Annotated in this window: 12 protein-coding genes; 10 read left to right on the top strand and 2 right to left on the bottom strand. The window is 45.7% G+C overall.

Annotation, left to right across the window (positions count from 1 at the left end):
- Nucleotides 1-11: 11 nt before the first annotated feature.
- The gene (locus K6G33_RS04365) at nt 12-698 is read left to right on the top strand and encodes a 4'-phosphopantetheinyl transferase superfamily protein (RefSeq protein ID WP_296776675.1); all 687 of its coding nucleotides are present in this window, start codon (nt 12-14) and stop codon (nt 696-698) included.
- 59 nt (nt 699-757) lie between these two features.
- On the opposite strand, the gene K6G33_RS04360 is transcribed toward K6G33_RS04365, so the two are convergent.
- Nucleotides 758-1,444 carry a hypothetical protein gene (locus K6G33_RS04360; RefSeq protein ID WP_296776674.1) on the bottom strand — a complete coding sequence of 229 codons (687 nt, stop codon included), beginning with the start codon at nt 1,442-1,444 and terminating at the stop codon, nt 758-760.
- A 57-nt stretch (nt 1,445-1,501) separates the two neighbouring features.
- Here K6G33_RS04360 and K6G33_RS04355 point away from each other — a divergent pair, with 57 nt between their 5' ends.
- From K6G33_RS04355 to K6G33_RS04335, 5 genes are all read left to right on the top strand, one after another.
- Nucleotides 1,502-1,669 carry a hypothetical protein gene (locus tag K6G33_RS04355; protein ID WP_296776672.1) on the top strand — a complete coding sequence of 56 codons (168 nt, stop codon included), beginning with the start codon at nt 1,502-1,504 and terminating at the stop codon, nt 1,667-1,669.
- A gap of 287 nt (nt 1,670-1,956) precedes the next feature.
- A complete protein-coding gene (locus tag K6G33_RS04350) occupies nt 1,957-3,381 on the top strand; it encodes a glycoside hydrolase family 16 protein (protein WP_296776670.1) in 1,425 nt (474 codons plus the stop codon).
- Nucleotides 3,382-3,476: 95 nt separating this feature from the next.
- On the top strand, nt 3,477-4,238 hold the full coding sequence (locus K6G33_RS04345) for a hypothetical protein (RefSeq protein ID WP_296776669.1): 762 nt from the start codon (nt 3,477-3,479) through the stop codon (nt 4,236-4,238).
- A 222-nt stretch (nt 4,239-4,460) separates the two neighbouring features.
- Entirely contained in the window at nt 4,461-5,087 is a 627-nt protein-coding gene (locus tag K6G33_RS04340) for a hypothetical protein (protein ID WP_296776668.1), read from the top strand.
- A 17-nt stretch (nt 5,088-5,104) separates the two neighbouring features.
- A complete protein-coding gene (locus K6G33_RS04335) occupies nt 5,105-5,809 on the top strand; it encodes a hypothetical protein (RefSeq protein ID WP_296776667.1) in 705 nt (234 codons plus the stop codon).
- Between the two features lie 65 nt (nt 5,810-5,874).
- On the opposite strand, the gene K6G33_RS04330 is transcribed toward K6G33_RS04335, so the two are convergent.
- Complete coding sequence (locus K6G33_RS04330; RefSeq protein ID WP_019680953.1) at nt 5,875-6,105, bottom strand: HPr family phosphocarrier protein; 231 nt, start codon at nt 6,103-6,105, stop codon at nt 5,875-5,877.
- A gap of 279 nt (nt 6,106-6,384) precedes the next feature.
- On the opposite strand from K6G33_RS04330, the gene mtaB reads away from it, so the two are divergent.
- From mtaB to K6G33_RS04310, 4 genes are all read left to right on the top strand, one after another.
- Nucleotides 6,385-7,698, top strand: a complete 1,314-nt coding sequence (gene mtaB / locus K6G33_RS04325) for a tRNA (N(6)-L-threonylcarbamoyladenosine(37)-C(2))-methylthiotransferase MtaB (protein WP_296776666.1) — start codon at nt 6,385-6,387, stop codon at nt 7,696-7,698.
- A 228-nt stretch (nt 7,699-7,926) separates the two neighbouring features.
- Nucleotides 7,927-11,631 (top strand): phosphoribosylformylglycinamidine synthase, encoded by a 3,705-nt coding sequence (locus tag K6G33_RS04320; protein WP_296776664.1) that lies wholly within the window; start codon nt 7,927-7,929, stop codon nt 11,629-11,631.
- Between the two features lie 114 nt (nt 11,632-11,745).
- Nucleotides 11,746-12,447: a leucine-rich repeat protein gene (locus K6G33_RS04315; protein ID WP_296776662.1), complete on the top strand. Its 702-nt coding sequence runs from the start codon at nt 11,746-11,748 to the stop codon at nt 12,445-12,447.
- Complete coding sequence (locus tag K6G33_RS04310; protein WP_296776659.1) at nt 12,444-13,400, top strand: GNAT family N-acetyltransferase; 957 nt, start codon at nt 12,444-12,446, stop codon at nt 13,398-13,400. The genes K6G33_RS04315 and K6G33_RS04310 overlap by 4 nt, the downstream gene beginning before the upstream one ends.
- Nucleotides 13,401-13,933 lie beyond the last annotated feature (533 nt).

The following is a 13,933-nucleotide window of genomic DNA, read 5'->3' as shown; positions in this document are numbered from 1 at the left end:
GAGAACTATCAATGGATAAGGCAGAGCTGATAACGCCTAAGGTATGTATAGCTATAGGCAGCGGCGGATTTATGGAAAATGACATTGCTGAGATAACGCAGTACGTGTCGGCAGAAAGGCTGAAAAGAGCTGAACGCTATATGCAGCGCAGAGACAGGAACAACTGTATCGTTTCGTACTTCCTGCTCAGATACGAGCTTCTGAGATACTGCGGCATCAATGAAGTTCCGCCTATGGAGCAGGATAAATACGGCAAGCCTTATTTTAAGGATATACCGCTGTTCTTCAATATCTCTCACAGCGATGAGGGAGTATGCTGCGGCATAGCTGCTGAAAATATAGGCGTGGATATCCAGAGCATTGAGAGGCGATACGAGAATATACTGAAAAATACCATGTCAGCGAATGAGATAGAGCTGATAGCGGGTTCAGATGCTCCGCATGAAGAGTTCACACGCTTATGGACACTGAAAGAGAGCATCGTGAAGTACCGCGGAACAGGTGTCGGCGACCATATCGAGCAGATAGACTTTTCGGCTTGCAGCGGCGGCAAATTTATACATGACGGACTGATATTCAGGTCAGAGCGTTACGGAGAGTATTATGTGAGCGCCTGCACGTCGGAGCACGAGCCCGAATTCATAAAAAAAGAGCTTTCACGGTATATATCGGAATATCAACAGCTTATAAGAGCATAAAAAACACCTCCTGCGGACATCTGCTGCCGTAGGAGGTGTTTGTCATTATAAAGATATGATTACTTAACTTTTGTAAGAACAGTTTCCTTATCGGAATCCTTGATAGTAAGCTTGTCATCAACAACAGTGAACTCAGCAGAAACCTCGTCCTTATCAGAATCGAGAAAGCCTGAGAAACCTGTGATAGTCATCTTTGAACCGTCAACAGAGTAAGAGAACAGGTCGTTGAATACAACTTCGCTGTTTTCCTTATCGAAGTTGATGCTGATGTCGATATTGGTTTTTTCATCTAAGCCGCGTCCCTCAAGACCTGAGAGAATGCTGTCGTAAAGGATACCGCCGTTAAGTGAGTACTTTCCGTCGTAGCCGTCCTTAGCCTCGACCTTCTTCATAACGAGCATTTCCTGACCCATTACATCAATGGTGAGGTTGTCGCCCTCTTCCTTGAAGTACTCTGTAGAGAGTGTAGTACCGCCTACATTGAGACCGTCATCAACGAAGTGGAGCATAGAAGAAGTGTCCTCAAAGATAGAACCCTTTCCGTCTGCGGAGAAGATGATTCCGCCTGCGTCGATACCTTCAGCATTGAGATCGGTCATTGCCCATTTTCCGACTACAAGATCAGCAGCGCTTTCCTTTTTCTTTGTTTCCTTCTCATCGCTTTTGGATTCACTTGAGTTTCCGCATGAGAAAAGTGAGCAAGCAACAACAGTGCAAGCTATTAAAGAAGAAACCAGTTTTTTCATATAAAATCCTCCAATTATGATTCGTAAATGCCGCTCATGGGAGTGAACGGATTGTTTATGTCAGAATTGATACAGCAGACAGCGGTAACAGCGAATATTCCGACAGCAGGAATTACTGCCGAAAGAAAAGATGTTATGAAAAATCAGCCCCATATCTTCATTTTCTACAATAATGGAACGTTGATATTACTGTCAGCCCTGACGGATACGTTTTTCATTGTCTGACCACGTAGTCAGGCACGGTAAGCTCAGCATTCCGAGCAGCCTGAAAGCGACAAAATGAACACATAAATGTACAGAAGCGTTTCTGACAGATAACATTATATCATGTTATTTACGCTATTTCAATACAAAACCCAAAAAGTCGCCGAATTGTCATTAAATCTTAATACTGTAAGCGTCAAAAATAGTTTATTTGCACATAAAAAAGGCGAAAAATGGCTTGACATTACATGATATAAGTGTTAAAATTGTGGCGTAAAATTCAATTCAGACTAATGAGAGGTGGGAATATGAGGGCAGTAAAGAAAGCAGCGGCAGCTCTGATGCTTCTTGCGTCAGTGCCTGCGGCGGTGTATGCAGACGGCAGTATCCCAATGGACTATAACAGCAACGGAGCAGTTGATATATTTGATATGGTGTCTGCACGTAAGAGCGGAAAAACAGCATCAGAACTGAAAGCACTCAGCAGCTTCCTTTTGGGCAGCGAAGCAGGTGAGACTGCAAATGACGGATATGAGCTCGTATGGAGCGACGAGTTCGGCGGCAGCAGCCTCGACGAGACAAAGTGGTCGTATGAGCTGGGCAACTGGAAGCTCGACGACAACGGGAACTATATCACCAACGGCTGGGGAAACAACGAGCAGGAGTACTACACATCGAAAAATACATCTGTAAAGGACGGTATCCTGACTATATCGGCTCGCCGTGAGAACCTGACTGACGAGAAGCAGGGAAGCTATGAGTATACGTCGGCACGTATAAATACTCATCGGAAGTTCTCGGTGTGCGGAGGCAGGATAGAGGTACGTGCCCGATGCGACAGCGGAAAATCGCTGTGGCCTGCTATATGGATGCTCCCCGAGGATAACGTTTACGGCGGCTGGGCAGCTTCGGGCGAGATAGACATAATGGAAGGCTGGGGAAGCACTCCCGAGAAGATATGCGGAACGGTGCATTTCGGCAATGCATGGCCTGATAATAAATACCTGACGGGCAATTATGAGTTCCGCACAGGAGACAGCAGCGCAAACTGGCACACATACAGCATAGAATGGGAAAGCGGCGAGATACGCTGGTATGTGGACGGCAAGCTCTACAGCACCCAGACGGAATGGTACTCCGAGGGCTTTAAGTATCCTGCGCCGTTTGACCAGAACTTCTATATTATACTGAATCTTGCGGTGGGCGGACACTTTGACGGAATTGACGGCATATATGCCGACCCGAATACATTTGCAGACGGCGACAAGAACTTTGACATTGACTATGTGCGCGTATACGAAAAGAAAGGCTCTAACTTTGTTCCTGCTGAGATGAGCTCGATGTCCCTTGATAATTACATTGAGGGCGCAGATGCTTCTGTTGTCAATAAGGACGGCTGCACGGTGATAAATGTGAGAAACGCAGGCGAGCTCGAGTACGCGGTAATGGGACTTCTGCGCGGCAGAAATGTTAAAGCAGGCGAGAAGCATACCCTTTCCTTTGATGTCAGCTCGACAGCAGAGCGTAGTATGGTGGTCACAGCAGAGGACAGCAGCTATACACGCTACCTCGACAAGAAACTGACGATAACTCCCGAGCGTAAGCACTACAGCTTCGATGTTCCCTTTGAAAACGACATGGCAGTTGACCTGAAATTCCAGCTTGGAAACATTGACGGAGCAGGCGCTGTCGGAGCACATGAGGTAACACTTTACAATATAAAATGGGATTAACGTAATATTAACGAGATAATTTTATTTACTTGTTGCAATCCGAAGAAAAATGTGATATAATACAAGCTGAAATAATTTGAACGGAGGATCGGACTATGAAGGTCGGTATTATAGATAGCCGTGATAACAGCGAATTCTGGGAGAATTCACTCGGCAGTTCCTTTGAGTGCGCGGTGGCATCGGATATGAGCAAGCTTACAGAATGTGATGTGATTTTTGTCTCCGCGGATTACTGCGGCAGTTCGATAGGAACTGTCATTGAGAACCTGCGCAGCTCCGACCGTTTCGGAGATATCCCTGCGGCAGCCTTTGTAAATGAGAACAGCTGTGAGGAGCAGGAGCACCTGCTTTCTCTCGGCTTTGATGATATTATATGTCAGCCTGTATGTAGCAGGCTTCTGGTGCGCAGAGCAAAAGCCCTTGCGCTCATGCACAGCTGCGATGAGGAGACACTGTCCGTGGAGAACCTTATGGACGAAAAGGACGGCGGCGAGGGAGCTTACTGTGTGTGCTCCGTTGATTTCAGCAATATATTCAGATTTGTTATGCGAGTCCTTGAGCGTACAGGAAAAGACGCGCAGATACTTGTATTGAAGCTCAACAGCGACAGAAATAAGAGCACAGCGGCTTCAAAAAGCGTTATGAGCACCTTGTCCGAGGCGGTGCGTATGTGTCTCAGACGAGGCGATATGTCATCAGTGTGCGGCGATAACGAGATGCTGGTGCTGCTTATAGGAGCTGACGACGAGGGCGGACACCTTGTGGCAAGCCGCATTGTCAACAGCTTTTACAGCGAATGTACTGATGATACGTATGAGCTTTCATATGATATAAGGGAAGTCAAAGCGGCGGAATAATAAAAAACGCACTTTCGGTCATTAAGCGTGATACTTATACAGAAGCTTTACATGGGATCATCGGGGAAAACTTTATGAGGAAAGAGAGACTCCGATAGTTCAGGTAAAAACTTCTATATAAGCATCACGTTTGTCCTGAAAGTGCTTTTTGCTGTTTTGTAACTTGCTATTTTTTAATAGTTGCTGTATAATGTATAAAGAATGATGTAAGGAGGCAGAGCAATGAGAAGTATGAAGGCATTGGCACTGTTCGGTTCGGCTTTTCTGCTGTCAGCATCAATGCTGAGCGGCTGTTCCGATCATAATAATGACTATACGGAAGTCATGACTACGGAAGCTGTGACAACTGCCGAAAAGACAACAGAGCCTGCAACTCAGACGCAGGAAACGACACAGAAGAAAACTAAGACCAAAAAGAATAAGACCACTACTGCGGCAAAAGAGTCTTCTGAAAGTCGGAAAACGACTTCCGGAGAGAAGCATTCACAGAAAAAGACCACATCTGCCGATGACAGCAGTAAAACTACCGAAACAACGGCAGTTTTTGATCTTGATGACGGTACATATGCAGAGTATCATTTCCGCAGCAAAAAGCTCCTTAATCAGCATTTTGAGAAGCACGGAGCTGAATTTGATGAGGATTTCGGCTACAAAACAGCTGAAGAATACGAAAAGGGTGCAAGTGACGTTATAAATAACAAAGAGGCGCTCCATAAGACCGAAGCCGAGGACGGCGACGGAGTATACTACATAGAAGCGACCAATGAGTTCGTCATACTGTCAACTGACGGATATATAAGGACATATTTCCGACCCAACGGCGGAAAAAGCTATTATGACAGACAATGATAAGCGGAGGCATTGAAATGAGAAAAAGAATTATAGCAGTTGCGGCAATAACAGCTGTGACAGTTATGAACTGCGGATGTTCTGTAAAAAAGAACGGAAGCAGCAAGAGGAAGGATATCCCCGAAAAACCTGCGGAGTGGGTAGTCGAGCAGAGAAAGGTGGAGGATATCACACCTCTGGAAGGCGAATCGCAGGTATATGTCAAGCGTGACGCGGAAAACGAGAGTATGCTGCGGCTTGTGCAGGGCATACTTGCCGACCGCATTATCAACAATGAGTATGAAGCTCTCGACCTTATTGCCGAGTATTCTCAGGAGCTGGGCATCATTGATGCGTACAGCGAGCTGAAATACAAAGATACTATTACCTATGGCGATAAGAAGAACTACAGGTTCGCGCAGTACTGCGACGATATAAAGGTAAAGGACAGCTTTGTCGAGATCACAGTGGATATGTATGAAGGCAACAAGCCCGAGATACTAAACAGCACCTATATCGACCTCTGGGGCTTTGATACAAAGCCTGCGGTAAGTTCCTCGGCAGCTGTAAAGTGTGCAAATGACAAATACAAGACAGAAAAGAATACTGTCCCCGAGCTTATGGTGATAAGCGGCCCGCAGCTCGTATGGAGAGTTCCCGTGAAAAATGATAAGATTGCCGAGGTCTGTATAAGTGCAGTAAACGGCGATATAGTAGCCGAAACAGAGAGTGTGACACAATAAAAAGAAAAGGGATACATTCCAAACGGAACATATCCCTTTTGCTTTTGCTTTGATTTTGTTATATCTTACTTAACAATGAACTTGTCGATCTCTTTGAGGAACTTGTCAGCATCATCTGTGTGCGCATTAAGCTGGATTGGCTTAGAGAGGTCGAGACTGAAGATACCCATGATAGACTTAGCGTCTATAGCATATCTTCCCGAAACGAGGTCAATATCGAAATCATACTTCATAACGATGTTGACGAATTCTTTTACGTCATTGATTGCCTGAAGATTAACAGTTGTTTTGGTCATACTTTACCTCCTGTTTTTCAGATGTCTGTGTGGATGTTTTTTTCTTGTTTATTTCTTTTTCAGCGGCTTTTCCGTTTCCGCAAATATATAATAACACGTAAAATGGGCTATGTCAAGGCGTTTGACAAATTTTCGTCATATTTGCAGAATTGATTGACATAGGGGAGATATTTTTTATTAATACCGATATATTATTAAGAGTGCATAAAACTTGTGGTACAAAATTGTGAAGTATGTACATGATATTTTGTGCTTGAAATATAAACTTGTAGGTGATTTATGTATAAAGTATATTTTATAACCTTTGGCTGCAAGGTCAACCACTATGAAACAGAGTGCATGAAGTCACTTTTTCGCGGATCGGGCTATGAAATTGTTGAAGAAATGACCGAAGCCGATGCAATTGTGATAAATTCCTGCACCGTTACCTCGTCGGGAGACAGCCGTGCGCTGGCAGCACTGCGCAAGGCGAGGTCGGCAATGCCGCAGGCAGTCATAGCTCTTACGGGCTGTTATCCGCAGGCAAACCGCGAGGAAGCTGCTGATCTTCCCGAGGCGGATATAATCGCAGGTACTAAGAACCGCGCCCATATTGCGGAACTTGTGGGCGGCTGTCTTGAAAACCGCTCCCGTGTCGTTGAACTGTCTGATTACAGCTCCGACGATGTATTCGAGCCGTTGAAGTGTACGCGCTTTGACAGCAATACTCGTGCATTCGTGAAGATACAGGACGGCTGCAACCAGTTCTGCTCATACTGCATGATACCCTTTGCGCGGGGACGCTGCCGCTCTAAGCCTGTTGAGGTGCTTCGCGAGGAGGTGCAGGCTATTGCAGCAGGCGGAGTGAAGGAGATCGTCCTCTCTGGCATAAATCTTGCCTTCTACGGCAGAGAATGGGGACTTGATCTTGCGGACGCTGCCGAGATATGCGCGGAAACAGCAGGCATCGAGCGCATAAGGCTCGGCTCCTTAGAGTCTGAGATGATGTCCGAAGAGCTGCTCATGCGCCTGAAAGCTATGCCCCAGTTCTGTCCACAGTTCCACTTGTCCCTGCAAAGCGGCTGCGAGAGGACGCTGAAAGCCATGAACCGTAAGTATACTGCCGCGGAGTACCTTGCGCTCACCGAGCGTATAAGGAGCATTTTCCCCGACTGCTCGTTCACGACGGACGTAATGGTGGGATTTCCACAGGAGACCGATGAAGACCACGCAGAATCGGTGAGATTCATTGAAAAAGTGGGATTCTCAAAAGTTCATGTGTTCAGATATTCTCGCAGAAAAGGCACAAGAGCCGATAAAATGGACGGACAAATCCCCGAAAGTGTCAAGACTGTCCGCTGGCAGGAGATGACTGCCGCAGCTGATGAAACAAGGGAAAAATACCTCAGTTCTTTGGTAGGCAAAACGGTGTCTGTATTGTTCGAGCGTGAAAATTCTACAGAATTTCACCGCGGATACGCCCCTGATTATACACAAATAAAGATTTCTCGAAAAAATCCCGAAAAAAGTTTGCGTAATCAGATAATTAGTGTTATAATAGAAGAGTATGGTCACGACTTCTGCCTCGGAAGGGCAGTCGATGACATTTATTAATGCATAATTCTGAAATAATGATGTGATTCCCATAATTGTTTGGTAGCCTGTGCTTAGCATATCATATTACATGGAAGCTGTTTATATTGAGTTCAGCTGCATTTTGATAAACGGGAAATATCACGGATTATCAGCGGATGCCCAAGGGCACCCCTACAGATAGTCATTTATTATTTCATTACTGATTATGCATTGTTAATTCCTAATTAAGTGAAGGGAGACTGAATCATGTCCGTATTCAGAATTTACGTTGAAAAGAAGCCTGAATTTGCTGTAGAAGCTCAGTCTGTGCTCAGCGATATAAAAACTGCACTCAGACTAAACATTTCAGGAGTACGTATCCTTAACAGATACGACGCAGATAAACTCAGTGAGGAGGATTTCAACGCAGCGATAAACACTGTATTCTCAGAGCCTGCCGTTGACGTTGTATATGACGAGCTTCCTCAGATAGCAGAGACCGACCGCATTTTCGCTGTTGAGTACCTTCCCGGACAGTTCGACCAGAGAGCTGACAGCTGCGAGCAGTGTATCCAGATACTTCGTCAGGGTGAGCGCTGCCGTGTAAGAAATGCAAGAGTATACATCATCTCAGGCATTATCAGCGACGAGGACTTCGCTAAGCTCAAGTCCTACATCATCAACCCTGTTGAGAGCCGTGAGGCTTCCCTCGAAACTGTCAAGACACTCGATACAAATTACGATATCCCTACAACAGTTGAGGAGCTTGAAGGATTTATAAACCTCAACGCTTTCGGACTTCACGCATTTGTTGACAAGTTCGGACTGGCTATGGACTATGACGATATCAAGTTCTGTCAGGATTATTTCCGCAATGAGGAAAAGCGTAACCCTACTATCACAGAGATACGCATGATAGATACCTACTGGTCTGACCACTGCCGTCACACCACATTCCTCACAAATGTTGAGAACGTAAAGATAAATACTCCTTATATAAAAGATACATATGATATGTACATCAATGTACGTGAAGAGCTGGGCAGAACGGACAAGCCCGTTACTCTCATGGACCTCGGAACTATCGCAGCAAAGAAGCTCAAGGCTGACGGCAGACTTCAGGATCTTGACGAGAGCGAGGAGATCAATGCCTGCTCTGTAAAGATCAAGGTGGATATCGACGGAAAGCTTGAAGACTGGATCCTCATGTTCAAGAACGAGACCCACAACCACCCGACAGAGATCGAGCCTTTCGGCGGTGCTGCAACTTGTCTCGGCGGCGCTATCCGTGATCCGCTTTCAGGACGTTCATACGTTTATCAGGCAATGCGTGTAACAGGTGCAGCAAATCCGCTCGTTCCTGTTGAAGATACTATCGCAGGCAAGCTCCCGCAGAGAAAGATCACTCTCGGTGCTGCAAACGGCTACAGCTCATACGGTAACCAGATTGGTCTTGCAACAGGTCACGTTGCTGAAGTTTACCACCCCGGCTACGTTGCAAAGCGTATGGAGATAGGTGCAGTGCTCGGTGCAGCTCCTGCTGAGAATATCCGCAGAGAAAGTCCTGTAGCAGGAGATATAGTAATACTTCTCGGCGGCAAGACAGGACGCGACGGCTGCGGCGGTGCAACAGGTTCGTCAAAGTCTCATACACTTGAGTCACTTGAGAGCTGCGGCGCAGAAGTTCAGAAGGGTAATCCTCCTGAGGAGAGAAAGCTCCAGAGACTGTTCCGCAATCCTGAGGTTACAAAGATGATAAAGCGCTGCAACGACTTCGGTGCAGGCGGCGTTTCGGTTGCTATCGGAGAGCTCACAGACGGTCTCGTTATCAACCTCAATGCAGTTCCTAAGAAGTACGACGGTCTTGACGGTACTGAGATAGCTATTTCCGAGTCACAGGAGAGAATGGCTGTTGTTATCGCTCCCGAGGACGTTGACAAGTTCATGGAGGAAGCTGCTAAGGAGAACCTCGAAGCAACTGTTGTTGCTGATGTTGTTGACGAGCCAAGACTTAAAATGATATGGAACGGCAATACTATCGTTGATCTTTCAAGAGAGTTCCTTAACTCCAACGGTGCTCCCAAGTATACAGATATCGAAGTTGAAGCTCCTATCCCGCGTTCAGAGGAAAAGACTGCTGACTGTGCAGAATCATGGTCACAGCTCATGTCAAACCTCAATGTATGCTCACAGAAGGGACTTATCGAGAAGTTCGACTCAACTATCGGTGCAGGCACAGTTCTTATGCCTTTCGGCGGTGTATACCAGATGTCACCTTCACAGGCTATGGCTGCAAAGATACCTGTACTCACAGGCGAGACAAATACCTGCTCACTCATGGGCTGGGGCTATAACCCTGATATATCCGAAAAGTCACCTTACCACGGCGCAATGCTTGCTGTTATCGAGTCTATCGCAAAGGTAGTCGCAGCAGGCGGTACATATAAGAAGTGTTGGCTCACATTCCAGGAGTACTTCGAGAGAACACAGAATGATCCTCTCCGCTGGGGCAAGCCTATGGCTGCTCTCCTCGGCGCATTCAAGGCTCAGCTTGAAATGGGCTGCGGCGCTATCGGCGGCAAGGACTCTATGTCAGGTACATTCGAGAATATCGACGTTCCGCCTACACTTGTTTCCTTCGCAGTATCAACTGCAATGGCAGACAAGATAGTATCAACTGAGTTCAAGAGCGCAGGCGATACAGTTATCTCTATCGTTCCTGAGTACGACGAGAACGGTCTTCCTAAGTTCGACAGCATCAAGGCTTGCTTCGATCAGGTCGAGAAGATAATCGCAGACGGCAGAGCAAAGGCTATCTGGACAAACGGCTACGGCGGATTTGCCGAGGGTATCGCTAAGATGTGCTTCGGTAACAAGATAGGCTTTGAGTTCACAGCAAGACTCAGCAGCGATGAGCTGTTCAAACCTTGCTACGGCGCATTTATCATCGAACTCAAGGGCGACGCTAAGAGCGGCGAGAACGTTATCGGTAAGACTATCTCGGATTATAAGATACTCTGCCTTGACTATACAGTAAGCCTCGATAATCTCCAGAGAGTTTGGGAGGCTAAGCTCGAACCTGTATTCCCATGCAGGATAAAGACTACGGACGCTACTCCGCAGACCTATTCTTCACCTAACCGTATACAGCTTTCGGCTTCTACAAAGATCGCAAAGCCAAGAGTTCTTATTCCGGTATTCCCCGGAACTAACTGCGAGTACGATACCGCAAGAGCCTTCGAGAAGGCTGGTGCTAAGCCGGAGGTCGTTGTTATCCGCAACCTTTCCGCAGGCGATATCGAGGAGAGCGTAAGATACTTCGAGAGCGCAGTAAGACGTTCCGAGATCATTATGATCCCTGGCGGATTCAGCGGCGGTGACGAGCCTGAGGGAAGCGGTAAGTTCATTACTGCATTCTTCCGCAATCCTAAGATAAAGGACGCAGTTCACGATCTTCTCAAGAACCGCGACGGACTTATGCTCGGTATCTGCAACGGCTTCCAGGCACTTATCAAGCTTGGACTTGTTCCATACGGCGAGATCATCGACATGGCTGATGATGCTCCTACACTTACATTCAATACTATAAACCGCCACCAGTCGATGATGGTAAATACACGTATCGCCTCAAACAAGAGCCCGTGGCTCTATGGCTGTGAGGTGGGCGATATACATACAGTTGCCATTTCACACGGTGAGGGACGTTTCGTAGCTCCTGCAAGCCTTATCCAGCAGCTTGCCAACAACGGTCAGATCGCAACTCAGTACGTTGACCTTGACGGCAACCCGACTATGGATATCCGCTATAATCCTAATACATCTATCGAGGCTATTGAGGGTATCACTTCACCTGACGGAAGAGTATTCGGTAAGATGGGTCACTCAGAGCGTAAGGGCAGCTATATCTGCAAGAACGTTCAGGGCGAAAAGGATCAGAAGATCTTTGAGAGCGGCGTAAAGTACTTCACATGATGATATCAAAGGGCGGCTTAATGCCGCCCTTTTCCGTAATTACAGCGAGGGAAAATTATGAGATGTAATAAAATTATTTCAGCGTTCCTATCACTTTTTACAGCAGCAGCTTCAATGTCTTTTATACAGGACAGCAGACCTGTAAAGTCGTATGCAGATGATCGTCCGAAATCGAAGTTCGTTCAGGGATACTTCATCTATTCTATATATGAAGATCACGCGATACTTAATTCGTGTAAAACTACAGTTTCGGGAAAGCTCGTCATAGCATCGACCGCGGTCAATACTCCTGTAACGGAGATAAAAGATGAAGCCTTTAAGGACTGCAATGGACTTAAAAGTATTGATATCGGCAAGAATATTACGAGTATAGGTGAAAAAGCTTTTTCAGGCTGTACCTCACTGAGATCTGTAAGGATACTTAACCCTGAATGTCATATCCCCGATACTTCGCTTGCTCTGGGAGATCCGTCAAGCACTGTGATATATGGCAGAATGAATTCTACTGCCCAGAGCTTTGCGGACAAATACGGCTATAAATTTTACAGCACTTCAGGCAACGACTGCGGCGATACAAACAACGACGGCAAGGTGGACGCAGTTGATGCTTCAGTTGTACTTGCGGCATATTCAAAATATTCCACCGTTGATGTTTCTCCTCCACGAGAAATCATGATGGTCTATGATGTGAACGACGACGGAAAGATAGATTCAATTGACGCATCAAAGATGCTTGCGTATTATGTTTATGCATCAAGTGAGGGCGATAAGGAAGATTTTGCATACTACATCAACTATAAGATGAGAACTCAGTGATCGAAATTGAGACAGATATGGATATAAAAAGGTTTGATGCGGAAAAAGACCTTCCAAGGCTTGAAGCCTATCTCAGAGAAAGATATGCAGAAACTCGTAATATGACATCATGGCTTCCAGAGAGACTTCATGATCTTATATACAGAATGGACGTTCAGTATGCAGACTGCGGCATGAAAAAGTCGGCGGATCACATTTTTATGTGGGAGAAAAACGACAGTATCATCGGCTGTATCCTTCCCGACGGTGATGCGGTATATATGAGCATAAAAACAGGATACGAGAGCATTTTCCCTGATATGCTCGGCTTTGCCGAGAAAAACTGTCTCCCGCTGTTTGAAAAAGACAGCAGCGGAAAGAGCGATTTCCTTGTTATCGCCAATGACAGCCTTGACTACAGGCGCGAGATCCTTGCAAAGAACGGCTATACAAGACAGGCTGAGGAGGACTATGACAACTATGTCTGCCCGCAGAGCGCAGATGTTTCTGTTGAGCTGCCTGACGGATACAGGCTGGTATATGGTGAGGACTACCCCGACGAAGCGAAAAAATGGAGCGCCCTTAATCTTGGATTCCACCCCGAGCTGGAAGCTCCCGATTATAAAAATGGTATGAGCGCTTATGATTCTCGTAAAAAGTCGTCACTGTACAAGGATAGCTTTGAGTGCCTTATCGTAGACGAGAATAGCTGCGAGGACAATGATATCTGCTCTTACTGTTTTGTGTACGTGGATATTCTGTCGAAAACAGCTTTTATCGAGCCTGTGAGCACAAGAGAAAAATACAGGCACAAAGGGCTGGGAACGGCTCTGATGCACGGTGCAGTCAGCAGATGCAGGGAGAAAGGCGTGGAAAAGTGCTTCGTCAATTCCTATGACTGGCGCAGAAAGTTCTATAACGCTGTAGGTTTTATCACTGAGGATTCTATTGGCTTCTGGCATAAAAAGATATGAGCAGAACGTTTTGAACCGTACTATTTATATACACAGTAACAAAATTTCCCTGTGGCAGAATAAAATATGCAATGAAACGGCTTCGCAGCAAATGCGGAGCCAGTTTTGTTTTGAGTCGGATATGTCGGCGATCATATAAATAATCAGCATTTATATAACAAAAAAATCTCCCTGAGAACAGTGATCCTCAGGGAGTATTTTTTTGGTTCTGCAATGATTATTTACTCAAAGCAACACAAAATATTGCTGCTATAACACATATGGTAGATATAATAAAATTAATAGTTGCCTTTTTTTATTCTCTTTTTGTATTATAATTGAAACTATATTCAGTATTAAATATATTATCAATAATACGATTGCGAAGTATTTCATGCTGATTCCTTAATTTGAAGTGCCTTTGTCAATAAAAAACTGAGCCACAGCGCTAATAAAAAAGTGAGCCGGTTTTGATAAAAAAATAATGAGCCACTAATCATTATTCATGGTCGAGTCGATGCGGTAAGATGAGCTGCAGTTCATATTAAGAACGA

This window comes from Ruminococcus sp. (assembly GCF_024691275.1).
Taxonomy (GTDB): Bacteria; Bacillota; Clostridia; order Oscillospirales; family Ruminococcaceae; genus Ruminococcus.
This window is presented reverse-complemented; position numbering and strand designations above follow the sequence as displayed.

Excerpts from the sequence above, each read along its gene's own strand:
- K6G33_RS04365 (WP_296776675.1), top strand. The coding sequence starts at position 12 with ATGGATAAGGCAGAGCTGATAACGCCTAAGGTATGTATAGCTATAGGC.
- K6G33_RS04360 (WP_296776674.1), bottom strand. The coding sequence starts at position 1,444 with ATGAAAAAACTGGTTTCTTCTTTAATAGCTTGCACTGTTGTTGCTTGC.
- K6G33_RS04355 (WP_296776672.1), top strand. The coding sequence starts at position 1,502 with ATGTCAGAATTGATACAGCAGACAGCGGTAACAGCGAATATTCCGACA.
- K6G33_RS04350 (WP_296776670.1), top strand. The coding sequence starts at position 1,957 with ATGAGGGCAGTAAAGAAAGCAGCGGCAGCTCTGATGCTTCTTGCGTCA.
- K6G33_RS04345 (WP_296776669.1), top strand. The coding sequence starts at position 3,477 with ATGAAGGTCGGTATTATAGATAGCCGTGATAACAGCGAATTCTGGGAG.
- K6G33_RS04340 (WP_296776668.1), top strand. The coding sequence starts at position 4,461 with ATGAGAAGTATGAAGGCATTGGCACTGTTCGGTTCGGCTTTTCTGCTG.
- K6G33_RS04335 (WP_296776667.1), top strand. The coding sequence starts at position 5,105 with ATGAGAAAAAGAATTATAGCAGTTGCGGCAATAACAGCTGTGACAGTT.
- K6G33_RS04330 (WP_019680953.1), bottom strand. The coding sequence starts at position 6,105 with ATGACCAAAACAACTGTTAATCTTCAGGCAATCAATGACGTAAAAGAA.
- mtaB (WP_296776666.1), top strand. The coding sequence starts at position 6,385 with ATGTATAAAGTATATTTTATAACCTTTGGCTGCAAGGTCAACCACTAT.
- K6G33_RS04320 (WP_296776664.1), top strand. The coding sequence starts at position 7,927 with ATGTCCGTATTCAGAATTTACGTTGAAAAGAAGCCTGAATTTGCTGTA.
- K6G33_RS04315 (WP_296776662.1), top strand. The coding sequence starts at position 11,746 with ATGTCTTTTATACAGGACAGCAGACCTGTAAAGTCGTATGCAGATGAT.